Annotated in this window: 20 protein-coding genes and 1 pseudogene; 16 read left to right on the forward strand and 5 right to left on the reverse strand. The window is 71.1% G+C overall.

Annotated elements, in window-relative coordinates; genetic code table 11:
• Positions 1-132: 132 nt before the first annotated feature.
• The 5 genes from QMK24_RS30975 (at position 133) to QMK24_RS30995 (ending at position 6,974) form a co-directional block, all read left to right on the forward strand.
• Positions 133-1,197, forward strand: a complete 1,065-nt coding sequence (locus QMK24_RS30975) for a nitronate monooxygenase (RefSeq protein WP_283470152.1) — start codon at positions 133-135, stop codon at positions 1,195-1,197.
• On the forward strand, positions 1,194-1,946 hold the full coding sequence (locus tag QMK24_RS30980; RefSeq protein WP_283470153.1) for a 16S rRNA (uracil(1498)-N(3))-methyltransferase: 753 nt from the start codon (positions 1,194-1,196) through the stop codon (positions 1,944-1,946). Before QMK24_RS30975 ends, QMK24_RS30980 begins: the two co-directional genes overlap by 4 nt.
• A 313-nt stretch (positions 1,947-2,259) precedes the next feature.
• Positions 2,260-5,553: a S41 family peptidase gene (locus QMK24_RS30985; RefSeq protein ID WP_283470154.1), complete on the forward strand. Its 3,294-nt coding sequence runs from the start codon at positions 2,260-2,262 to the stop codon at positions 5,551-5,553.
• A gap of 150 nt (positions 5,554-5,703) precedes the next feature.
• Positions 5,704-6,063 (forward strand): histidine triad nucleotide-binding protein, encoded by a 360-nt coding sequence (locus QMK24_RS30990; RefSeq protein ID WP_283470155.1) that lies wholly within the window; start codon positions 5,704-5,706, stop codon positions 6,061-6,063.
• 5 nt (positions 6,064-6,068) lie between these two features.
• On the forward strand, positions 6,069-6,974 hold the full coding sequence (locus tag QMK24_RS30995) for a ribonuclease Z (protein ID WP_283470156.1): 906 nt from the start codon (positions 6,069-6,071) through the stop codon (positions 6,972-6,974).
• A 71-nt stretch (positions 6,975-7,045) separates the two neighbouring features.
• On the opposite strand, the gene QMK24_RS31000 is transcribed toward QMK24_RS30995, so the two are convergent.
• Entirely contained in the window at positions 7,046-7,420 is a 375-nt protein-coding gene (locus tag QMK24_RS31000; RefSeq protein ID WP_283470157.1) for a DoxX family protein, read from the reverse strand.
• 107 nt (positions 7,421-7,527) lie between these two features.
• Here QMK24_RS31000 and QMK24_RS31005 point away from each other — a divergent pair, with 107 nt between their 5' ends.
• The 4 genes from QMK24_RS31005 to QMK24_RS31020 all read left to right on the forward strand — a co-directional run bounded on the left by QMK24_RS31005 (position 7,528) and on the right by QMK24_RS31020 (position 12,098).
• Positions 7,528-8,208 carry a TetR/AcrR family transcriptional regulator gene (locus tag QMK24_RS31005; RefSeq protein WP_283470158.1) on the forward strand — a complete coding sequence of 227 codons (681 nt, stop codon included), beginning with the start codon at positions 7,528-7,530 and terminating at the stop codon, positions 8,206-8,208.
• 141 nt (positions 8,209-8,349) lie between these two features.
• Positions 8,350-9,342 (forward strand): adenosine deaminase, encoded by a 993-nt coding sequence (locus tag QMK24_RS31010; RefSeq protein ID WP_283470159.1) that lies wholly within the window; start codon positions 8,350-8,352, stop codon positions 9,340-9,342.
• Between the two features lie 179 nt (positions 9,343-9,521).
• The gene (locus QMK24_RS31015; protein WP_283470160.1) at positions 9,522-10,913 is read left to right on the forward strand and encodes a hypothetical protein; all 1,392 of its coding nucleotides are present in this window, start codon (positions 9,522-9,524) and stop codon (positions 10,911-10,913) included.
• A gap of 99 nt (positions 10,914-11,012) precedes the next feature.
• Positions 11,013-12,098 carry an S-(hydroxymethyl)mycothiol dehydrogenase gene (locus tag QMK24_RS31020; protein ID WP_283470161.1) on the forward strand — a complete coding sequence of 362 codons (1,086 nt, stop codon included), beginning with the start codon at positions 11,013-11,015 and terminating at the stop codon, positions 12,096-12,098.
• 60 nt (positions 12,099-12,158) lie between these two features.
• On the opposite strand, the gene QMK24_RS31025 is transcribed toward QMK24_RS31020, so the two are convergent.
• Positions 12,159-12,560 (reverse strand): hypothetical protein, encoded by a 402-nt coding sequence (locus QMK24_RS31025; protein ID WP_283470162.1) that lies wholly within the window; start codon positions 12,558-12,560, stop codon positions 12,159-12,161.
• Here QMK24_RS31025 and QMK24_RS31030 point away from each other — a divergent pair.
• Positions 12,547-14,179: pseudogene (locus QMK24_RS31030) on the forward strand (amidohydrolase). The gene QMK24_RS31025 and the pseudogene QMK24_RS31030 overlap by 14 nt on opposite strands.
• Before the next feature lie 87 nt (positions 14,180-14,266).
• On the opposite strand, the gene QMK24_RS31035 reads toward QMK24_RS31030, so the two are convergent.
• Positions 14,267-15,634: a 6-phospho-beta-glucosidase gene (locus QMK24_RS31035; RefSeq protein ID WP_283470163.1), complete on the reverse strand. Its 1,368-nt coding sequence runs from the start codon at positions 15,632-15,634 to the stop codon at positions 14,267-14,269.
• 46 nt (positions 15,635-15,680) lie between these two features.
• Between QMK24_RS31035 and QMK24_RS31040 the strand changes: the two genes are divergently transcribed.
• From QMK24_RS31040 to QMK24_RS31060, 5 genes are all read left to right on the forward strand, one after another.
• Positions 15,681-16,769, forward strand: a complete 1,089-nt coding sequence (locus QMK24_RS31040; RefSeq protein WP_283470164.1) for a carbohydrate kinase family protein — start codon at positions 15,681-15,683, stop codon at positions 16,767-16,769.
• A 179-nt stretch (positions 16,770-16,948) separates the two neighbouring features.
• Positions 16,949-17,980: a PhoH family protein gene (locus tag QMK24_RS31045; protein WP_283470165.1), complete on the forward strand. Its 1,032-nt coding sequence runs from the start codon at positions 16,949-16,951 to the stop codon at positions 17,978-17,980.
• A 22-nt stretch (positions 17,981-18,002) separates the two neighbouring features.
• Positions 18,003-18,500, forward strand: a complete 498-nt coding sequence (ybeY, locus tag QMK24_RS31050; RefSeq protein WP_283470166.1) for an rRNA maturation RNase YbeY — start codon at positions 18,003-18,005, stop codon at positions 18,498-18,500.
• A gap of 5 nt (positions 18,501-18,505) precedes the next feature.
• Complete coding sequence (locus QMK24_RS31055; protein WP_283470167.1) at positions 18,506-19,819, forward strand: hemolysin family protein; 1,314 nt, start codon at positions 18,506-18,508, stop codon at positions 19,817-19,819.
• 192 nt (positions 19,820-20,011) lie between these two features.
• Complete coding sequence (locus QMK24_RS31060) at positions 20,012-21,268, forward strand: ATP-binding protein (RefSeq protein WP_283470168.1); 1,257 nt, start codon at positions 20,012-20,014, stop codon at positions 21,266-21,268.
• 19 nt (positions 21,269-21,287) lie between these two features.
• Here the strand turns inward: QMK24_RS31060 and QMK24_RS31065 are convergent, their stop codons facing one another.
• Together QMK24_RS31065 and QMK24_RS31070 are read right to left on the reverse strand one after the other, a co-directional pair.
• Entirely contained in the window at positions 21,288-21,533 is a 246-nt protein-coding gene (locus QMK24_RS31065; protein WP_283470169.1) for a DUF397 domain-containing protein, read from the reverse strand.
• Between the two features lie 39 nt (positions 21,534-21,572).
• Positions 21,573-22,469 carry a helix-turn-helix domain-containing protein gene (locus QMK24_RS31070; protein ID WP_349307941.1) on the reverse strand — a complete coding sequence of 299 codons (897 nt, stop codon included), beginning with the start codon at positions 22,467-22,469 and terminating at the stop codon, positions 21,573-21,575.
• On the opposite strand from QMK24_RS31070, the gene QMK24_RS31075 reads away from it, so the two are divergent.
• Complete coding sequence (locus tag QMK24_RS31075) at positions 22,462-22,899, forward strand: hypothetical protein (protein ID WP_283470171.1); 438 nt, start codon at positions 22,462-22,464, stop codon at positions 22,897-22,899. The two genes, QMK24_RS31070 and QMK24_RS31075, sit on opposite strands and share 8 nt — an antisense overlap.
• The last annotated feature ends 577 nt before the right edge of the window (positions 22,900-23,476 follow it).

Consider the following 23,476-nt stretch of genomic DNA (forward strand, 5'->3'; position numbering starts at 1 on the left):
CACTGACCGCGTCGACCGAGCCGTCGACCGAGCCGTCGACCGAGTCACTGACCGAGCCGTCGGCCGAGTCACCGACCGAGCCGTGGGGGGCCCCCACTTTTTCGGCCCCCCCCGCCGTGAAACGATGGGCGCATGTCCGCGTTGACCGATCTCTCCTCGTTCTCGGCGTTCCCGATCATTCAGGCTCCGATGGCCGGCGGTGCGTCCAATCCGCGGCTCGCCGCCGCCGTCAGCGATGCCGGGGGCCTGGGCTTCCTCGCCGCCGGGTACAAGACGCCCGAGGCGATGTACGAGGAGATCCGGCAGCTCCGCGGCCTCACATCGAATCCCTTCGGTGTGAATCTCTTCACTCCGCAGCCCGACACCTCCGACCGGTCCGCCGTCGAGGTCTACGCCGAGCAGCTCGCGGGCGAGGCCGCCTGGTACTCCACCCCGCTCGGTGACCCCGAGGCGGGTCTGGACGACGCGTACGACGCCAAGGTCGCGATACTGCTGGACAATCCGGTCCCCGTCGTCAGCTTCACGTTCGGCTGCCCGGACCGGCCCGTGTTCGACGCGTTCGCCAAGGCCGGCACCTACACCATCGTCACCGTCACCACGCCAGGTGAAGCGCTCGCCGCCCAGTGGGCCGGCGCCGACGCGGTGTGTGTGCAGGGGACGGAGGCCGGCGGCCACCAGAGCACCCACCGGGACGATCCGCAGCTGGACCACGCGGGGTTCGGGCTGCTGTCGCTCGTCCCGCTGGTCCGCGAGGCCGTCCAGCTGCCGGTCATCGCGGCGGGCGGGCTGATGCGCGGCAACCAGATCGCCGCCGTCCTGGCGATGGGCGCGGACGCCGCGCAGCTCGGCACCGCCTTCCTCGTCTGTCCGGAGTCCGGGGCCAACGCGCTGCACAAGCACGCCATCACCGACCCCGTCTTCGCCCGCACCGAACTCACCCGGGCGTTCTCCGGGCGGCCCGCGCGCGGGCTGGTCAACCGCTTCATGCGCGAGCACGGGCCGTACGCCCCCGCCGGGTACCCGCAGATCCACCACCTCACCTCCGGGCTCCGCAAGGCCGCGGCGGCGGCCGGTGACCCGCAGGCGATGGCCCTGTGGGCGGGGCAGGGACACCGGCTGGCGCGGGATGTACCGGCGGCGGAACTCGTCGCACTGCTCATGGACGAACTCAAGGCCGCGCGGGAGGCCCTGGTATGACGGCGCCGGTGTTCATCGTCGAAGCAGGGCAGTTGCGCGGTGGGTCGCAGGCCGGCGGCCGGATCGTGCTCTCCGGCGCCGAGGGGCGGCACGCGGTGTCCGTGCGGCGGCTCGCGGTCGGCGAGGAGATCGTCCTGACGGACGGCGAAGGCACCGGCGCGTACGGCGTGGTGGCCTCCGTCGAGGGCAAGGACCGGCTGGAGGTCGCGGTCTCGGAACTGCGCACCGAGCCGGCGCCGAGCCCGCGGATCACCGTCGTCCAGGCGCTGCCGAAGGGCGACCGCGGCGAGCTGGCCGTCGAGACGATGACGGAGACGGGCGTCGATGTGATCGTGCCGTGGGCGGCGTCCCGGTGCATCACGCAGTGGCGCGGCGAGCGGGGCGCAAAGGCGCTCGGCAAGTGGCGGTCCACGGCGCGGGAGGCCGCGAAGCAGTCGCGGCGGCTGCGGTTCCCCGACGTCACCGAGCAGATGACGACCCGTCAGCTGGCGGGACTGCTCGGCGCGGCCGCCTTCGCAGCGGTCCTCCATGAGGAGGGCTCCGCGCCGCTGGCCGACGCCGCCCTGCCACCGGAGGGCGACATCGTGCTCATCGTCGGTCCCGAGGGCGGGGTCTCGCCCGACGAGCTCGCCGCCTTCGCCGCCGCCGGGGCCAAGCCGTACCGGCTGGGCGCGACCGTACTGCGGACCTCCACCGCCGGAGTCGCCGCCACCGCCCTGCTCCTCGGCCGCACCGGCCGCTGGTCCTGAGCGCGCGCCGCGGGTCCCAGCTGCGGGTCCTGCGCCGAAACGCCTGCGCCGTAACGCCTGAGCCGTATCGCCTGGGTCCGAACGACCGACAAGCAGAAGATCGCCATCACCGGCCGGGTGACCGAGCAGATGGACGGCCGCTGTGTGCGCGGGCACCTCACCGCGCAGGTCGGCAAGCGCACGGTCTTCGACGTGAAGGGTCTCGGCGACTGCTCGGCGACCCCCACCCCATCCGGCAAACGGCCACCACCTCCGCCGGAACGTGAGATCAAAAGCGCTCGTTCGCGTCCCCGATCATGGCTAATGTGGCGGAGTGACACAGCCTTCGTATCTCAGGTATCCGCACGTTCACGGCGAGTTGATTGCATTTGTCGCCGAGGACGACGTCTGGGTGGCGCCGCTCGACGGCGGACGGGCCTGGCGCGTCAGCGCCGACAACATGCCCGTCGACCATCCGCGCATCTCCCCGGACGGGACGACGGTCGCCTGGTCGTCGACCCGCGACGGAGCGCCCGAGGTGCATGTGGCGCCGATCGACGGCGGACCGTCGAAGCGGCTGACGCACTGGGGCAGCGCGAAGACCTCGGTGCGGGGCTGGACGCCGGACGGCGAGGTCGTCGCGATCAGCACGCAGGGGCAGCCCTCGCTGCGCCGCACCTGGGCGCGCGCGGTACCGCTGGACGGCGGCCCGGCGCGGACACTGCCGTACGGGCCGGTCGGCGACCTGGCGTACGGGCCGGCGGGCGCGGTGCTGCTGCTGTCGGCCACGATGGGCCGGGAGGCCGCGGCCTGGAAGCGCTACCGGGGCGGCACCGCGGGCAAGCTGTGGATCGACCTGACGGGCGGCGGCGACTTCGAGCGGCCGCATGCCGACCTCGACGGGAACCTCGAATCCCCGCTGTGGGTCGGTGACCGCATCGCGTTCCTCTCCGACCACGAGGGCACCGGTGCGCTGTATTCCAGCCTGCCGGACGGCTCGGAGCTGCGCCGTCACACCCCTCTCGACGGGTTCTACGCCCGGCAGGCAGCGACCGACGGCGTCCGCGTCGTGTACAGCGCCGCCGGTGAACTCCACCTGCTCGACAACCTGCTCGGCGACCTGAGCGCCGACCTGAGCGACGACCCGCTCGTCGACCCGGAGGCGGCCGCGCCGCGCCGCATCGCCGTCCGCCTCGGCGGCCAGCGCACCGACCTCCAGCCGCACCCGGTCCGCGCCGCGCACCACCTCGGGGACGCCCGCCCCGACCACACCGGCCGCGGCAGCGCCGTCGAGGTGCGCGGCACCACCCACTGGGTCACCCATCGCAGCGGCCCGGCGCGCGCGCTCGCCGCCGAGCCGGGCGTACGGACGCGGCTGCCGCGTACCTTCGGCGGCGAGGGCGACCAGCAGGTCGTCTGGGTCACCGACGCGGAGGGCGAGGACGCCCTCGAAATGGCCCCGGCAGCGGGACTGGCGCCGGGCACCGCGCCGCGCCGGCTCGCGGCGGGCCGCCTCGGCCGCGTCCTGGAGCTCGAGGTGTCGCCGGACGGACACCGGATCGCCGTCGCCTCGCACGACGGCCGGGTGCTGCTCGTCGAGACCCAGACCGGCGAAGTGCGGGAGGTCGCGGTCAGCGACTCGGGCGACGTGACCGGCCTGGCCTTCTCGCCGGACTCGGCCTGGCTCGCCTGGTCGCACCCCGGACCCGATCCGCTGCGCCAGCTCAAGATCGCCGGCACGGCGGACCTGACCGTCTCCGACGCGACCCCGCTGCGCTTCAACGACTACGCGCCCGCCTTCACCCCCGACGGCAAGCACCTGGCCTTCCTGTCCGAGCGGGCCTTCGACCCGGTCTACGACGCCCATGTCTTCGACCTGTCCTTCCCCAACGCCTGCCGCCCGCACCTGATCACGCTGGCCGCCACCACCCCGTCGCCCTTCGGCCCGCAGCGCCACGGCCGCCCGGTCGAGGACCCCGACGACGACAAGGACGACAAGTCCGAGGGCCAGGGCGCCGCAGAAGCGGGGCAGAGCGACGGCGAGGACCGCCCCCGCACCCCGGCCACCCGTGTCGACCTCGACGGGATCGCCGACCGGATCGTCGCGTTCCCGGTCGAGGCCGGCCGCTACACCGGTCTGAGCGCCGCCAAGAACGGCGTGCTGTGGATGCGCCACCCGCTGCTCGGCACCCTCGGCACCGCCCTGGCCACGCCCGAGGCGCAGCCGCCCGGCAGCGTCCTGGAGCGCTACGACCTCAAGCAGCTGCGCGTCGAGGAACTCGCCTCCGACGCGGACGACTTCGCGGTCACCGGGGACGGCACCAAGGTCCTGCTGTCCGCGAGCGGCCGGCTGCGCGTCGTGCCCGCCGACAGCAAGGCGTCGGATGACGACGACTCCGACGCGAACGTCTCCGTCGACCTGTCACGGATCCGCGTCACCGTGCGGCCGCAGGACGAGTGGCGGCAGATGTACGCCGAAGCGCACCGTCTCATGCGGGACAACTTCTGGCGCGCCGACATGAGCGGCGTCGACTGGAACGCGGTCGGCGAGCGCTACCGGCCCGTCCTGGAGCGCGCCGCCACCCATGACGACCTCATCGACCTGCTGTGGGAGGTGCAGGGCGAACTCGGCACCTCCCACGCCTATGTCACCCCGCCCGGCGGCCACCGCGACGCGCTGCTGCGGCAGGGCCTGCTCGGCGCGGACATCGCGCGCGCGGACGACGGCCGCTGGCAGGTCGTCCGGGTGCTGCCCGGCGAGTCCTCCGACCCGCAAGCCCGTTCCCCGCTCGCCGCTCCCGGCGTCGCGGTCCGCGCCGGGGACAGCCTGCTGGCCGTCGACGGCCACCCCGTCGACCCGGTCGCCGGGCCTGGTCCGCTGCTGACCGGCACGGCGGGCAAGCCCGTGGAGCTCACCATCGCGCCGGCGGACGGCGGCAGCCTCCGCTATGTCGTCGTCGTACCGCTCGCCGACGAGGAGCCGCTGCGCTACCACGACTGGGTCGCGGACCGCAGGGCCCACGTCCACGAGCGCTCCGGAGGCCGGCTCGGCTACCTCCACGTCCCCGACATGGTCGGCTTCGGATGGGCCCAGCTCCACCGCGATCTGCGCGTCGAGGTCGCCCGCGAGGGCCTCGTCGTCGACGTCCGCGAGAACCGGGGCGGGCACACGTCGCAGCTTGTCATCGAGAAGCTGGCCCGCCGCATCGTCGGCTGGGACCTCCCGCGCGGCCTGCGCCCGCAGAGCTACCCGCTGGACGCGCCGCGCGGCCCGGTCGTCGCCGTGGCCAACGAGTTCTCCGGCTCGGACGGCGACATCGTCAACGCCGCCATCAAGGCCCTGAACATCGGCCCGGTCGTCGGCACCCGCACCTGGGGCGGTGTCGTCGGCATCGACAGCCGGTACGACCTGGTCGACGGCACGGCCGTCACCCAGCCGAAGTACGCCTTCTGGTTCGAGGGCTACGGCTGGAACGTCGAGAACCACGGCGTCGACCCCGACGTCGAGGTCCTGCAGCGCCCCCAGGACTGGGCCGCGGGCCTCGACCCCCAGCTCGACACCGCCATCGACCTCGCCCTGGCCTCCCTCGCGGAACACCCGGCCAAAACCCCACCACCGCTGCCGTAGCGCGGCGGGGAGCCGCCCGGCCGATACGATTGCGGCCTTCAACGACCGAAGAGCGACCGAAGAGCGACCGAAGAGCTCGAAGCGACCGCACAGTTCGAAGCGACCGCACAGTTCGAAGAGATCGACGAGACCGAAGAGGGAGGCGTACCCGTGGCGGGAGAACCCCAGGCGGACTGCCTGTTCTGCAAGATCGCGGCGGGGGACATCCCGGCGACGATCGTCCGCGAGACCGACACCACGGTCGCGTTCCGCGACATCAATCCGCAGGCCCCCACGCATGTGCTGGTCATCCCCAAGGTGCACTACCGGGACGTGGCCGCGCTCGCGGCGGCCGACCCGCAGGCCGCCGTGGATGTGCTGCGGGAGGCGGGTGAGGTGGCCGCGGAGGAGAAGACCGACGCCAGCGGCTACCGGATCGTGTTCAACACCGGCGCGGGCGCCGGCCAGACCGTCTTCCACGCGCATGCCCACGTCCTCGGCGGACGCGGCCTTGAGTGGCCCCCCGGATAACGGCCTTGTCCATCCGCGAGTTCGTGGTGCTCGGCACCGCCAGCCAGGTCCCGACCCGGCTCCGCAACCACAACGGCTATCTGCTGCGCTGGGACAGGGACGGCATCCTCTTCGACCCCGGAGAGGGCACCCAGCGCCAGATGCTGCACGCGGGCGTCGCCGCGCACGACCTGACCCGGATCTGCGTCACGCATTTCCACGGGGACCACTCGCTCGGCCTGGCCGGGGTGATCCAGCGGATCAACCTCGACCGCGTCCCGCATCCGATCGTGGCGCACTACCCGGCGAGCGGGCAGCACTTCTTCGAGCGGCTGCGTCACTCGACGGCCTATCGCGAGACGGCCAAGATCCTCGAGGAACCGGTCAGCGCGGACGGGGTGCTGGCCACCACCGAGGCCTTCACCCTCTCCGCCGCGAAGCTCTCCCACCCCGTCGAGTCCTACGGCTACCGCCTCGTCGAACCCGACGGCCGCCGGCTCCTCCCCGACCGCCTCGTCGCGCACGGCATCACGGGCCCGGACGTGGGCCGCCTCCAACGGGACGGCGTACTCGACGGGGTGACCCTCGACGAGGTGAGCGAGGTCCGCAGGGGCCAGCGCTTCGCGTTCATCATGGACACCCGGCTCTGCGACGGCGTCCACGCCCTCGCCGAGGGCTGCGACCTCCTCGTCATCGAATCCACCTTCCTCGACGAGGACGAACACCTCGCCCGCGACCACGGCCACCTGACCGCGGGCCAGGCCGCCCGCGCCGCCGCCGAAGCGGGCGTCCGCCACCTGGTCCTCACCCACTTCTCCCAGCGCTACACCGACCTCACCCTCTTCGCCCACCAGGCCCGCGAGGCCGGCTTCGAGGGCGAACTGACGGTAGCCGAGGACCTGATGCGCATCCCGGTCCCGAGACGCCGCTGAACTTCGCCCCTGACACACCTCGGTGGACAACAACCTGAAGGTCACGGCCTGACGGTCGGAAGCAGCAACGGTCAGAGGGAGTACGGCCCGAAGCGGCCCCACGCGACCACGGCGGCCAGCACCAGCAGCACGACCGACGGCAGGATCTCGTTGACGATGTCCTTCTTTCGGATGTGGTAGCTCGCGGCGCCGGCCATCGTCAGGGCGAGGCCGGTGGCCGCCACCGGGGTGAGCACCGGCGCGATGCCGGTCGCGGCGGGCAGGATCAGGCCTATCGCGCCGAGGACCTCCACCGCGCCGATGAACTTGACCATCCCGTCCGAGTAGTCGTTCACGAACTTCATCCTGTCGGCGAGCTTCTCCTTGGGCTGGGTGACCTTCATCAGCCCGGCCATGAGGAAGGCGGCGGCGAGAACGCCCTGCAGGATCCAGAGGACGACGTTCATGGTGGGGGGCTCATTTCGAGACGTCGGGACGAAGGTGAGGTTGCCCTCATGTTGAATACCGTACCACTGAACCTGAGGTATGCCTCATGTTCGGTAGACTGGTAGACATGTCCGACTCCGACCGCTCGCTCTGCCCGAAGAAGCGCGTGCTGCGGCGCGATGCGCAGCGCAACCGTGACGCGCTGATCGCGGTCGCCCGCAGCGCCTTCGCGCAGGACGGGATCGACGCGCCGCTGGAGTCGATCGCCAAGCGCGCGGGGGTCGCCATCGGCACCCTGTACCGGCACTTCCCGACCCGTATCGACGTCATCGAGGCGATCTTCGCCGAGAAGCTGGCCGAGTGGCTGGCGGCGGCGGAGCGCGGGGCCGCCGCCGAGGACGCGTGGGAGGGGTTCGCCGGGTATCTGGAGGACATGTGCGCGCTGCAGGCCGGTGACCGGGGGTTCAACGACCTCGCGTCGATGCGGCTGCCGTCGTCACCCGAGGTGGAACGGATGCGGCTGCGGATCTCCGTGCTGAGCTGCGCCATCCTCGACCGGGCCCAGCGGGCCGGGGTCGTACGCCCCGACCTCACCCCCGAGGACCTGGCCTTCCTCATCTGGTCGCAGGCCCGGATCACCCAGGCCACCCGGGAGATCGCGCCGCGCGCCTGGCGGCGCCATCTCGCGCTCCTGCTGGACGGGTTCCGCGCGGAGCGCGCCCACCCGCTGCCCGAGCCCGCCATGACCCCCGGGCAGGTCGCCCAGGCCATGGGCGCCCTGGGCGGCAGCAGCGGCTGCCCCGGCTGACGCGGTCGGACCCTCGGATCCCCGGGCCCCCAGGTCCCGGGCCTACCCCGGCCCACCCGGACTCGCCTGCGGCTCGCACCGCGCTGACCTGTACCGTTGTGCGAACCCCTCCCGCCGTACCGATCGTGAAGTGAATCCCTCGTGCCCCTTCCCAAGGCTGAACTGCACCTCCACATCGAAGGCACCCTGGAGCCGGAACTGGCCTTCGCGCTCGCCGCGCGCGGCGGCGTCACGCTGCCGTACGCCGACGCCGACGAGCTGCGCCGGGCCTACTCCTTCACGGACCTGCAGTCCTTCCTGGACCTGTACTACGCGCTGATGGCCGTCCTCCGCACCGAGGAGGACTTCGCCGACCTCGCCGACGCCTACCTCGCGCGCGCCGCCGAGCAGGGCGTACGGCACGCCGAGATCTTCTTCGACCCGCAGGCGCACACTGCGCGCGGAGTCGGCATCGGCACCGTCATCGAGGGCCTGGCCCGTGCGCTCGACCGCAGCCTGGAGCGGCACGGCATCAGCACCCAGCTGATCATGTGCTTCCTGCGGGACGAGTCCGCCGAGTCCGCGCTGGACACCTTCGAGGCCGCCAAGCCGTATCTGCACCGGATCTCCGCCGTCGGCCTCGACTCCGCCGAGGTCGGCAACCCGCCGTCGAAGTTCCGCGAGGTCTACGAGCGGGCCGCCGCCGATGGGCTGCGCCGTGTCGCCCACGCGGGCGAGGAGGGCCCGCCCTCCTACATCTGGGAGGCCCTCGACCTGCTCGGCGTCGAGCGCGTCGACCACGGGCTGCGCGCCCTGGAGGACCCGGCCCTGGTCGAGCGCCTGGTCCGGGACCGCATCCCGCTCACGCTGTGCCCGCTGTCCAACGTCCGGCTGCGCTGCATCGACCGCATCGAGGACCACCCGCTGCGGGCGATGCTCGACGCCGGTCTGCTGGCCACGGTCAACTCCGACGACCCCGCGTATTTCGGCGGCTACGCGGGCGACAACTACGACGCGGTGCGAGCCGCCCTCGGTCTGGACGACGAGACGGTGCGGACGCTGGCCCGCAACTCCTTCGAGGCCGCGTTCCTGACCCACGACGAGCAGCGCCGGTCCGCATACCTCGCCGAGGTGGAGGCGTACGACTTCGGCTGAGCCCGGCCCCGGACCGTCCGGCCGGCCCAGCCTGCCCGACAAGCCCCGAGAACCGCCGAACCCCGCGAACCGGCCAACCCGGTTAAGAACTGACGGTCCGGCATGTCGCCACGGGCCGACCGGCCGGATGGGTGTCACCCTCCCCAGGAAGGTATCGGCCGAGGGATGGGTGGCACGTCATGGGAACGCTCTCGCGCAGGAACGTCCTGGCCGGACTGGTCGCAGCGGCCGGCCCGGGGCTGGCCGCCCCCGCCCAGGCCGCGGACTCGGCGCACGCCTCGGACCGTGCGCAAGCCATGGACAGAGCGGCTGCCGTGCCCGCGGCGCAGAGGGCCGCCGCGGCGATCCCGTCGCCCGCGGGTCTTCCGCTGACCGGCGGTCCTGAGTTCCCGATCGGGGTGTTCTGGCCGCCGCATCCGTTCGCCAGCACTCCCGAGCGCTTCAAGGAGATCGCCGATGCCGGCTTCGGCTTCCTGATCACCGGGAACTACGCGGAGGACCGCAACATCGTCACGTACCAGCTCGGCCTCGCGGAGACGGCCGGGCTGAAGGTGCTCGTTTCCGATGATCACCAAGTGGCCGACATGGCACGGCAGTTCACCATCTCCGAGGACCGCGCGACGCGCCTCTCGATCACGCGCGCTGAGGCGGTGGACCTCTACACCCACGCGAAGAACGCCTACAGCGGCTACTCCTCGTTCGCCGGCTTCAACCTCTACGACGAGCCGTCCAAGTCTTGGTTCCCCTCGCTGGCCCGCACGTTCGACGTCGCACGTGAGGTCACTCCCGGCCTGCTGCCGTACGTCAACCTCAACGGCTCGGACCTGTCGTACTTCCAGGCCTTCGTGGACACCGTGAAGCCCTCGCTGCTCTCCTTCGACCGCTACCCCTTGTACTCGACGGGGGAGGAGGACGCCAAGTACTTCCTCCTCTGGTCCACCGTCCGCAAGGCGGCCCTCAGCGCCGGCATCCCCTCCTGGATCTTCATCCAGTCCGTGTCGTACGACGGCCACCGGACGCCCACGGCGGCGGAAGTGCTCTGGCAGATCAACGTGAGCCTCGCCTACGGCGCCAAGGGCATCCAGTACTTCACCTACTGGACGCCGGACCCGGCGCGCCTCCAGAATTACGGACCCGCGCTGATCACGGTCGACGGGCAGCGGACGCCGCTCTACGACGCGGCACGCACCATCAACACCACCTGGCTGAGTCCTGTCGGCCGCCAGCTCAAACCCCTGGTGAGCGAGTCCGTCGTCCACGCGAACGAGACTCCGCTGCCGAAGGGAGCCGTCGGTTTCGCCCCCAACACCTACCTGCGCGACGTCACCGGCCAAGCCGTCATCCTCGGAACCTTCAAGGGCACCGAGGGCGGCGACCGCCTGCTGCTGGTCACCAATCGCTCCCTCGGCGCCAGTGCCTCGGCGACCGTGACCGTGCGGGCGGCCGCCGTCTCCTCCATCGAACTCTTCGACCCGGCTTCCAACGCCTACGTGCCGACCGGCAGCACGACGAAGCTCCAGGTGAACCTGGCACCCGGCGCCGCGACCCTCGCCCGCCTGCGGGCCAAGTAACGCTCCGGGCCGGACCGCCGACCGCCCAGGGCCGACCGCCCAGGTCCGACCGCCCCGTGATGACTGCGGGGCGCGGCGGCCCGGGCGTACGGTGAATCCATGACTCAGCACGTACGCGGGGTAATCGCGCCCGGTAGGAACGAGCCCGTTCGCGTCGAGACGATCCTGGTGCCGGATCCGGGGCCCGGGGAAGCCGTGGTGCAGGTGCAGGCCTGCGGGGTGTGCCACACCGATCTGCACTACAAGCAGGGCGGAATCAACGACGAGTTCCCGTTCCTGCTCGGCCATGAGGCCTCCGGCATCGTGGAGTCGGTCGGCGAGGGCGTGACCGAGGTCGCGCCCGGCGACTTCGTCGTCCTCAACTGGCGGGCGGTGTGCGGCCAGTGCCGGGCATGTCTGCGCGGACGCCCCCAGTACTGCTTCAACACCCACAACGCGCGGCAGAAGATGACCCTCGAGGACGGCACCGAGCTGTCCCCTGCCCTCGGCATCGGCGCGTTCGCCGAGAAGACCCTGGTCGCGGCCGGGCAGTGTACGAAGGTCGACCCGGCGGTCTCCCCGGCGGTGGCCGGCCTGCTCGGCTGCGGTGTGATGGCGGGGATCGGCGCAGCGATCAACACGGGATCGGTCGGACGTGGCGACTCCGTCGCCGTCATCGGCTGCGGTGGCGTCGGCGACGCGGCCATCGCCGGATCGCGGCTGGCCGGCGCGGGCCGGATCATCGGCGTCGACATCGACGACCGGAAGCTGGAGACGGCGCGGCGGATGGGCGCGACCCACACCGTCAACTCCCGCTCCACCGACCCCGTCGAGGCGATCCGCGAGCTGACCGGCGGATTCGGCGCGGATGTCGTGATCGAGGCGGTCGGCCGCCCCGAGACCTACAAGCAGGCGTTCTACGCTCGCGATCTGGCGGGCACGGTCGTGCTCGTCGGTGTGCCCACCCCCGAGATGACGCTGGAGCTGCCCCTGCTGGACGTCTTCGGCCGCGGCGGCGCGCTCAAGTCGTCCTGGTACGGGGACTGCCTGCCGTCCCGTGACTTCCCGATGCTCATCGATCTCCATCTGCAGGGACGCCTGGACCTGGGCGCCTTCGTCACGGAGACGATCGGGCTCGGCGACATCGAGAAGGCGTTCGCGCGGATGCACGAGGGCGACGTGCTGCGTTCCGTGGTGGTCTTCTGACGGCCGCGCACCTCCAGGGCCACTGACGTTCTGTGTCCTCGGCCGGGCGGGCTCGGCGGCTCAGGCCTGCCCGGCAGGGCTTTCGTGCATGGCCGTCAGGCCGAGGAGCAGCGCCTCCAGCCCGTGCTCGAAGGTGTCCGGGCCGCTGGTGTACTGGCCGACGGCCGACAGCACTCCGGCAAGGGCGGGATAGTCCGGCGCGTACGCCTCGGGCGGCTCGGGGAAGCCCCGGCTGACGACGTACTGGCGCTGCGCGGCGCGAAGGGCGCGGTCGCGCTCGGCTACGCCGGGGACGACGAGGCCGGGCCCGGCGCGGGGCCTGCCGCCGGGGCAGCGCCGGTGCCCGCCGCAGCGGTCCCCGGTACCTCCGCGCCTACAGCACCTGGCCGGCCGTATCCGGCGAAGCCGTCCGAAAGCCGCCCGCCTTTTCTGGAAGGACCCGCCCACCATGGACCAGCGCATCTCCGCCGACCTCGTCCTCGTCAACGCCGATGTCATCACCCTCACCCCGGCAGGCGCCGGCGGATCCGCGGTCCCCACCGCCGTAGCGGTGAAGGGCGGCACGATCGCCGCCGTCGGCACCGACCACGACATCCGCGACCTGTGCGACGCCCGCACCACTGTGCTCGACCTGCACGGCGCCACGGTGCTGCCCGGTCTCACCGACGGACATCTGCACCCCGTCCTGGGCGCCGCCGAGATCGCGATCGGCGTCGATCTCTCCGGCTGTACGGACCTGCCCGCCGTACGGGCCGCGCTCGCGGGGGCCGTCGCGGAGCTGCGCGGCGGAGAGTGGCTGCGCGGCTGGGGCCTCGACCCGAATGCCTTCGGCGCACAGCCGATCGACGCCGACGCACTCGGCCCGGTCCTCGACGGCAATCCCGCGTACCTGACCCTCTTCGACGGTCATTCGGCGGTGGCCAGCGACCGCGCCCTGGAACTGGCCGGCGTTCACGGCCCGCGCGGCTTCGAGGACACCTCCGAGACCGTCTGCGATGCCGACGGACGGCCCACCGGACTGCTGCTGGAGCTCTCCGCCTGCCGGCTGGTGCAACAGGCCGCGCCGCAGCCCGCCCCGGGAGAGCTGCGCGGCCGGGTGCGCGAGGTGCTGCGCGGGATGGCCGCCGCGGGCCTGACCGGCGCGCATGTGATGGACGGCGACGGCCTGGAGCTCTACGCCGAGTTGGAGGCGGCCGGCGAACTGGACCTGCGGATGAGAATCGCGCCCTGGTGCCAACCCGGGTTCACAGGGGGGAGTTGAACGGACTGCTGGAGCTGCAGAAGGAGGGTGGCCGGCTCTGGTCCGTCGAGGCGGTCAAGTTCTTCATCGACGGCACGATCGACAACGGCACCGCCTGGCTCGAAGCACCCGACTGCCATGGCGCCTCCACCCACGGCATGTGGCCCGACCCCGCCGCCTACACCGAGGCCGTCGGGTTCCTCGCCCGGGCGGGCGTGCAGACCGCCACCCACGCCATCGGTGACGCCGGAATCCGGCACGTCCTGGACACCCTGGAGCGGACCGTACCGGCCGGCTCCCCGGTAAGGCACCGGGTCGAGCACATCGAGACCGTGCCCACCGACACCTTGCGCCGCTTCGCCGCGCTCGGCGTGGTGGCATCCATGCAGCCCACCCACTGCTGCGACATACCCGGGCCGACCACACCGACAACTGGTCGGCCAGACTCGGCGAGGAACGCGCCTCCCGCGCCTGGCGCTGCCGTGACCTGCTCGACAGCGGAGCTCCGGTAGTCCTCGGCTCCGACTGGCCCATCGCGCCGTACGCCCCCCTCACCGTCATGGCCGGTGCCCGCCACCGCCGGCCCACCCGCGACCTCACCCGGCCCCCGCACGCACCCGAACAGGCCCTCACCCCGCTCCAGGCGCTCCAGGGGTACACCACGCAGGCCGCTTACGCCGCCGGCGAGGAAGCGGTCGCCGGCCGGGTCGCGCCCGGCCACCGGGCCGACCTCACCGTCCTCGCCGCGAATCCGCTCCGTGTGGGCGACACCGAGCTGGCCGATGTCCCGGTGACCCTGACGATCGTGGGCGGGAAGATCACCCACCGGGCGGACGTATAGGACATATAGGACGCATAGGACTGATGAGTCGAGCCTGTCCGGCAATGCGGACGTATGAGTTGAGCCTGTCCGGCACGCCGGAACACATCAGACCTGCGCCGCGGCCAGGATGCGGCCGGCGACCGCGGCCGAGTCCACCAGCGGGTGGAGGGCCAGCGCCCGCAGGGCCGCCGTCCGCGAGCCCGTGGCGGCGGCCTCGATCGCCGCGCGTTCGACGGCCTTGAGGGTGAGCATCAGCCCGGCCTGGTGCTCGGTGGGTGCCGCCACGGGCAGCGGCCGGGCACCGAAGGCGCCCACCTCGCAGGCCACTTCGATGATCGCTTCCGCGTCGAGCGAGGGCACCGTCGTCCCGTTCGGCACGTTCAGGATCAGGGTGGTCCGCTCGTCGCGTGCGATGGCCCGCATCAGGGCGAGCGCGACCCGGTCGTAGCCGCCGCCGTCCAAGTCGTGGGGGTCGCGCTGCCAGCCGCCGGTGGCGGCGCGATTCTCCGCCATGTACGTCTCCTCGCGTTCCAGGCGGGTGCGGTCCCAGAGGGGGTACGCGTCGGCGGGCCGCCCGGCGGCCGAGCTGAAGAAGGCCCCCTGCTGCCGGTCCAGGAACTCCCCGCGCGTCGTGGCGGACGCCCGCACCGCCGCCAGGGCCTCGCGCTCGAAGTAGTAGTAGTGCAGGTATTCGTTGGGCAGCGAGCCCAGCGCGGCCAGCCACTGCGCCCCGAAGAGCTTGCCCTCCTCGAAGGTGCTCAGCGCCTCGGCATTCGCGAGAAGTCCGGGCAGCAGGTCCTCGCCGCCAGAAGCGCCAGAAGCGCCAGAATCACCGGCACCGACCGCACCACCGTCCGACATCCGGCGAAGCCACCCCAGATGGTTGAGCCCCACATAGTCGTAGCTGAACGTGGGGGAGTCCGGGTCGGTGCCCGCCGCCCGCGCGGCGCGGCGTACGAGCCCCACCGGGGAGTCGCAGATGCCGATCACGCGCTCGCCCAGGACTCGTGACATGGCCTCGGTGACCATCCCGGCCGGGTTGGTGAAGTTGATGACCCAGGCGTCGGGCGCAAGGGCCTTCACCCGTTCGGCGATCGCGACCGCGACCGGCAGCGTCCGCAGCCCGTAGAGCACCCCGCCCGCGCCGACGGTCTCCTGCCCGAGCACCCCCTCCGCGAGTGGCACCCGCTCGTCGCGGACCCGGCCCGCCGTGCCGCCGACCCGGATCGCGGAGAACACGAAATCGGCGCCACGCAGCGCGTCGTCCAGATCCCGGGCGATCCGCACGGCCGGCGCGTCCGGCACCCCGGCCGCCTGCGCGGCCAGCACGGACGCGATGACCCGCAGCCGTACCGGATCGGTGTCGTGCAGCACCAGCTCGTGGCAGGCGCCGGGCGCGCCCGCGTCCGCCAGCAGTGCCCGGTACACCAGCGGCACGCGGAAACCGCCGCCACCGAGAATCGCGAGTCTCATGCGTCCCAGCCCTCCACTGTCACTGTCATCGTGCACAGTGTTGTTCATGGACGACCAGCCCGTATTCGACCCGCTGGCCGAGGTCCGCTCTCCCGCCGACCCGGCATCCGATGTGTACCTGACCGGGAGTGTCTTTCTGGACATCATCTTCACCGGCCTGGACAGCGCGCCGGTGCGCGGCACCGAGTCGTGGGCGCGCGGTATGGGGTCCAGCCCCGGCGGCATCGCCAACATGGCCACGGCCCTGGCCCGGCTCGGCCTGCGCACCTCCCTGGCCGCCGCTTTCGGCGACGACATGTACGGCGACTACTGCTGGGACAGCCTGGCCGCGGGAGAGGGCATCGATCTCAGCCTGTCCCGCCGGATCCCCGGCTGGCATTCGCCGGTCACGGTCTCGATGGCCTACGAGGGGGAGCGCACGATGGTCTCCCACGGCCATGAGGCCCCGCCCCCCGAGGAGCCCGCCCCCGAGTGCCCGCCCCCGGCCCTCGCCTGCGTGGCCTCGCTGGAGCCGGGCGGCCCCGGCCAGGAGTGGATCGCGCACGCGGCCCGGCACGGCAGCCGGATCTTCGCCGACGTGGGGTGGGACGACAGCGGCCGCTGGGATCCGGCCGACCTCGCAGACCTGGAGCACTGCGCGGCCTTCCTCCCGAATGCCACCGAGGCCATGCACTACACCCGGAGCGACTGCCCGCGCGCCGCTGCCCGCAAGCTCGCCGAGCTGGTGCCGCTGGTCGTCGTCACCCTGGGCGCCAAGGGCGCCTATGCCGTCGAATCCTCGACCGGCGAGACCGCCGAGGTCCCGGCACTGATGATCGAGGCCCTGGATCCTACGGGCGCGGGCGATGTCTTCGTCGCCGGCTTCGTCACCGGCTCCCTCGCCGGCTGGCCGCTCGCCGACCGGCTCGCCTTCGCCTGCCTGTCGGCGGCCATGTCCGTCCAGGAATTCGGCGGCTCGCTGTCGGCTCCCGGCTGGACCGAGATCGCCGCCTGGTGGCAGCAGGCCAAGTCCCTCGAGGGCCAGGACCGGGACGCGCTGCGTCGGTACGCCTTCCTCGACGCTCTGCTGCCGGCCGGCGGCAGAGCGGGGCCGCTGCGCCGAGCGGTGCCGACGATCGGCTTCCGGCGCCAGTAGGGAACGACGACCGGCTTCCGGCACCTCCAGGGAACAACGACCGGCTTCCGGCACCTCCGGGGAACACGGCGTAAAACCCCTCGGGCCAGCCGCGCCTCCGACGTACCCTTGGTATCCCAAGGCCCTCACCGGCCATGTCGTCCTCCGAAGGTGGGATTCTCAGGCCTCCGAGCCGGCCCATGACTCAGACACCGACACAGCAGCCGCAGGCAAGCGCCCACTTCGTCGTTCCGGCCAAGCACCCCATGGTGACGGTCCTGGGATCGAGAGACGCCCTCCTCCGTGTGATCGAAACGGCCTTCCCGGCCGTCAACATCCATGTACGGGGCAATGAGATCAGCGCTACAGGAACCCCCGCAGACGTCGCCCTCGTCCAGCGGCTCTTCGACGAGATGATGCTGGTGCTCCGCACCGGCCAGCCGATGACGGAAGACGGAGTGGAGAGGTCGATCGCGATGCTGCGCACGAACGGAAGCGCGGCCGATCCCGCGACGGAGACCCCGGCACAGGTGCTCACCCAGAACATCCTGTCCAACCGGGGCCGCACCATCCGCCCCATGACGCTCAACCAGAAGCGCTATGTCGACGCGATCGACAAGCACACCATCGTCTTCGGCATCGGTCCGGCCGGCACCGGCAAGACCTATCTGGCCATGGCCAAGGCCATCCAGGCCCTGCAGGCCAAGCAGGTCAGCCGCATCATCCTCACCCGCCCGGCCGTCGAGGCCGGTGAGCGGCTCGGCTTCCTGCCCGGCACGCTCTTCGAGAAGATCGACCCGTATCTGCGCCCGCTGTACGACGCGTTGCACGACATGATCGACCCCGACTCCATCCCGCGGCTGATGGCCGCCGGCACGATCGAGGTCGCCCCGCTGGCGTACATGCGCGGCCGTACCCTCAATGACGCGTTCATCATTCTCGACGAGGCGCAGAACACCAGCGCCGAGCAGATGAAGATGTTCCTGACCCGGCTCGGCTTCGAATCGAAGATGGTCATCACGGGCGACGTCACCCAGGTCGACCTGCCGAACGGCACCAAGAGCGGGCTGCGACAGGTGCAGGAGATCCTGGACGGCGTCGAGGACGTCCATTTCTCGCGCCTTACCAGCACCGACGTCGTGCGCCATAAGCTGGTGGGGCGCATCGTGGATGCGTACGAGCGTTTCGACGACCGGAACGCCGCAAACGGCGTCAAAGGCCGTACCCCCTAACCGAGAGTAGCCGCACCGCACCATGGCGATCGACGTCAACAACGAGTCAGGCTGGGAGATCGACGAGCAGGCGGTTCTCGACATCGCCCGCTACGCCCTCCAGCGCATGCGTATCCACCCGCTCGCCGAGCTGTCGGTGATCGTCGTGGACGCGGCCGCCATGGAGCAGCTGCACATCCAGTGGATGGACCTCCCCGGTCCGACCGACGTCATGTCCTTCCCGATGGACGAACTGCGCCCCGGGAAGGACGACGAGGAGCCCCCGCAGGGACTGCTCGGCGACATCGTGCTCTGCCCGGAGGTGGCGAAGAAGCAGGGCGAGGAAGCGTCCACCCAGCACTCCATGGACGAGGAACTGCAGCTTCTCACCGTCCATGGAGTGCTGCACCTGCTCGGTTACGACCATGAGGAAGCCGACCAGAAGGCCGAGATGTTCGGCCTCCAGAAGGCCATTCTCGACGGCTGGCGCACCGAACACGGCGTCGAGGGCCCCTCGCCCGCTCCGACCACCACGCACTGACGGCGATGGTCCTCTCCGCCGTTCTGCTGGTCGTCATCGCCTGGCTCGCCGCCTGCGCCGAAGCCGCCATCGCCCGCACCTCGCGTTTCCGCGCCGAGGAATCCGTACGCACCAACCGGCGCGGCGCCGCCAAACTGATGGCCGTCGCCTCCGACCCCACGCGCTATCTCAACGTCGCGCTCCTGCTCCGCGTCGGCTGCGAGATGGCGGCGGCCGTGCTGGTGACGGTCGTCTGCGACCGGCACTTCGAGCAGACCTGGCAGGTCCTCGCCGTCGCCATCGGCATCATGGTGCTCGTCTCGTACGTCGCCGTCGGCGTCTCCCCGCGCACCATCGGCCGCCAGCACCCGCTCAACACGGCCACGGCGGCGTCCTACGTCCTGCTGCCGCTGGCCCGCATCATGGGCCCGATCCCCGGCCTGCTGATTCTCCTCGGCAACGCCCTTACCCCCGGCAAGGGCTTCAAACGCGGCCCGTTCGCGAGCGAGGCCGAACTGCGCGCGATGGTCGACCTCGCCGAATCCGAGTCCCTCATCGAGGACGACGAGCGCCGCATGGTGCACTCCGTCTTCGAACTCGGCGACACCATCGTGCGCGAGGTGATGGTCCCCCGCACCGACCTGGTGATGATCGAGCGCTTCAAGACCATCCGCCAGGCCATGACCCTCGCGCTGCGCAGCGGCTTCTCCCGCATCCCGGTCACCGGCGAGAGCGAGGACGACATCGTCGGCATGGTCTACCTCAAGGACCTCGCCCGCCGGGTGCACATCAACCGCGACTCCGAGAACGACCTCGTCTCGTCCGTCATGCGGCCCGCCACCTTCGTCCCCGACACCAAGAACGCCGGCGACCTGCTGCGCGAGATGCAGCGGGAGCGCAACCACGTCGCCGTTGCCGTCGACGAATACGGCGGCACGGCGGGCATCGTCACCATCGAGGACATCCTGGAGGAGATCGTCGGCGAGATCACCGACGAGTACGACAGCGAGGTCCCGCCCGTCGAAGACCTCGGCTCCGGCTCCTACCGCGTCACCGCCCGCCTCGACATCGGCGACCTCGGTGACCTCTACGGCGTCGAACTCGACGACGACGACGTCGAGACCGTCGGCGGCCTCCTCGCCAAATCCCTCGGCCGCGTCCCGATCCCCGGCGCCTCCGCCTTCGTCGAACTCCCGCAGGACGGCTCCTACACCCGCGACCAGCCCACCGCGCTGCGCCTCACCGCCGAAACCCAGGCCGGCCGCCGCAACCGCATCGGCACGGTCCTGGTGGAACCGATCGGCTCAGCGCAGCCGAACGGCAGCGGAGAACGGTCATAGCCGGTAACCGCCACAGCCGGTAACCGCCACAGCCGGTAACCGCCACAGCCGGTAACCGTCATAGCCGGACCCCGCCGGCCGCACCGCTTCCGGTTCGTACGGTTACCGCCGCGTCGTTGTCCGCGATGGAGCACGACCGTCCACCGCTGACGATCTAGCGTCTCCGGAACCACCCGAGGCGAGGAGCGGCGCGTGAACTGGCTCATCCATGACTACCGCGAGGACGATCTGGCGGCGGTCGTCCATCTCATCGACACGACGGCGGATCTCGGCCAGGAATCCGTCTTCTCCCTCGCCGAGTGCATCAGCGCCCTGACCTCCCGCCAGCCCGCGGTGGTCGCCGTCCACCGCGGCGAGCCCATCGGCGCTGCGCTCGCCCATGTCTCCGGCGGCCGGGCCTGGGTGATGCGGATCGCCATCGCACCGGCCTGGCGCGGCCGGGGCCTGGCCAGCGCACTGCTGATGGAGCTCGAACGCCGGCTGATCGAGGCCCGGGTGCGCCGCATCGCCTACGTACTGGCGGAGGAGGAGCTGCTCGGCGAGGGGCTGCGGAAGGCCGGCTACACACGGCGGCCCGCCGTCGCCTACTTCGAGAAGGCCGAACCGGCCACCGGCACCGCCGCGAACCTCCTGGAGGAGCTGGGCGGCCGGGTGCTCTCCGGTGATCTGTGGGGCAAGGTCGCCGGCATGGAGGCGGAGAAAGACCTGATCGAGCGCCGTATCGTCCTGCCGCTGGCCGAGCCCGAACGCGCCGCCCGGCACGGGGTCACCCCACCGCGCGCCATCACCCTGTTCGGCCCGCCCGGAACCGGCAAGACCACCTTCGCCCGCGCCATCGCCTCCCGCCTCGGCTGGCCCTTCGTCGAACTGCTGCCCTCCCGCCTCGCGGACGAGGGCAACCTCGCCGCCGCACTGCGCACGGCCTTCGCCCGGATCGCGGAACTGGAACGGGTGCTGGTCTTCATCGATGAAGTCGAGGAGATCGCCCCCGTGCGCGGCGAACGCGCGGAGCCGGGCATGCACGGCGTCACTAATGAACTCCTCAAGCTCATCCCCGGCTTCCGCGAGCGCGACGAGCGGCTGCTGGTCTGCGCCACCAACTCCATCCGCTCCCTCGACCCCGCCTTCCTGCGCCCGGGCCGGTTCGACTACCTGGTCCCCATCGGCACCCCGGACGCGGCCGCCCGTGCGGCAATCTGGTCGCGCTACTCAGCCCAGCGCGCCGACATCGACCTGGACGCGCTGGTCGCGGCAAGCGAGCTGTTCACCCCGGCCGACATCGAGCACGCGGCCCGGAGCGCCGCCCAGGCGGCCTTCGAACGCGACCACGCCGAAGCGGGCGCGAGCACCGACGACTACATCGCCGCCCTCCGCCAGTGCCGCCCGACCGTGACCCCAGCCGTCATCGCCGAGTTCACCGCCGACATCACCACCCACGCCCGGGTCTGAAACCCGGGCTTCCGGTTCCTCAGCTGCGCTGAGCGGCAGCGAAGGCGACGAACGCGGCCCAGGAGGCGGCAGGCACGGCGAGAGCCGGGCCCTGCGGGTCCTTGGAGTCACGGATGTGGACGGTGGTGGGGTGGATCGCCACCTCGACGCAGTCGCCGCCGCTGCCGCCACTGTGGGTGGACTTGCGCCAGTCGCAGGCGACCTCAACGCACTCGCCGCCATTGGAACCGCTGTAACTGGACTTGAACCAGACCAGGTCGTTCATAGCTGTGACGCCAACTCCTTGATCAGGGCCACGGATTCCTCAAGTCCCAGGGCCTGAGTCCGGATCATCGCAATAACGCTGGGCATACCGGGCGACGTCGTCCGGGTCGGAAACCAGGTGGCTGGTCTCCTGGATTTCCAAGTAGGCAAGATGCTTGGGCCCAGGTGTCTCGATCAGTGTCATGGGGCCGTTGAGCCCAGCGTGAGCGCCCCTGTCCGTGGGCATGACCTGCAGGGAGACGTTTCGCATCTGCGAGCAACGCTGTAGGTGGTCGTACTGATCGAGCATGACTTCCGAGCCGCCCACTCGTTGGCGCAGCACCGTCTCTTCGATCTCGAAGTGCAGCAAACAAGTGGGCTTCCGTACGAACAGTGGCTGTCGGGCCAGGCGGGCCTCTACCAGCCGGTCGATCTCTTCTTCATCCAATGGAGGATATTCACAGTCGATCACTGCCCGCGCATACGCTTCCGTCTGCAGCAGCCCATTGAGCATGTGTGTGCTGTACGACGAGACGCTCAGCGCCTCCGCCTCCAACTTCGCGAAGTCCTTGAAGAACGCCGGGTACCGGTCGTGGGCCAAGTGCTCGGTGGCGATCGCCAGCAGGCCGCCCGCGTCCAGCGCCTCATCCGCAGCCGCGATGAACTCGGGGGAGGGGATCCGTTCGCAGGTCTCCACGGCGCTGACGTAGGAGCCGGAAACGTGAACGAGGTCACCCAACTGGGCTTGCGTCAGCCCCCGTGACTTGCGGAACGAGCGCAACAGCTCGCCGAAGTACCGCGCTGCTCCCGCGCTTTGGCCTATTCCCGCCACCCCACACCGTTCGGCTCGATTCCACACGTCACCTGGGCAGTTCAACCTGAATCCCCACCCACTCGCTGTCGAGGTTCCGGCCCTGTTCAGGCTAGCCGCGCCTGCTGACAGTGGAGCTATGAACACAGAAGGTAACCGCGTAAACGTCGTGCATCCCTGGCTGCCGGTTTCTGGTCATCGGCTCCGTATGGCGGGCGTCTACTTCGACGCGGCCCGGGTCGCCGAAGGGGTCGGCGAGGAGTTGGCGACGCGTCTCGAAGCCCTGACGAACGGCAAACCCGGCCCGGTGGTGGGGGAGTCGGCGGGCTGTCGCTGGATGTATTTCCTCGTTCCCACCGGGAGTACCGCAGGCCGCAGTTGGCCACCGGGCACCACCCGTCTCGGATCCGGCGGCCGCGACGCCTACGTCGGCATCCCCGCGCTCACCGGCGTCACCTGGCCCCTGAACTGGCGCTGCGCGCCTCAACCGGACCGCCGCCTCGTCGATCCCGACCTCCTCCACGGCACGCTGTGCTCCCAACTCGGCTGGGAGCCAAGGCCGTTGGAGGGTGGCTGAGGTTCAGGCGGTGCGATGTGCGGGGCGGGTCCGTGGCCGGCGTTCAGGCAATGCGAAGTGCGTTTCTGCGTCACTCCGCCCTGGACCGGGCGGAGGGGAGGGGGCCTGCCGCTGCGCGCCACCCAGGGGTACCGACCCGCTCGCCGCTTGTCCATATGCTGTGAGGCTCGCCCCTTGCGGCGAGGACCGTTGGCCGCAAGGGGCGAGCATGTGTCGGCGTCGAGCCACATCGGCCTGGTGATCAGAACGACAAGAGCTGTGTAACGAGAGATCGTTACGCACGGATCTGTGAGAGCCGAGGGGTGGGATTCCCCTCGGCTACCGGCGGTTGCTCTTCAACCGGGTCCGGTCGATCAGCCCATCAACTGATCGACCGGACAGGCCCCTAGTGCAGCGCGTCGCAGGTCCTTTGCCGGTTGGGCGGGCTGGGCGCGGTCACGCCTCGTGGTCGGCGAGGTGGACGATGGCGGCGGTGTCGAAGGCGTCGTTGGGGTGGCCGACGTCGGCGCCGGTGTGCAGGAGAGCGTCGGTGTAGGAGTCGGTGGCGGCTGAGTAGTGGGCGAAGCCCCACTCCTGG

It is taken from the genome of Streptomyces sp. PH10-H1 (assembly GCF_030063355.1).
Lineage (GTDB): Bacteria > Actinomycetota > Actinomycetes > Streptomycetales > Streptomycetaceae > Actinacidiphila.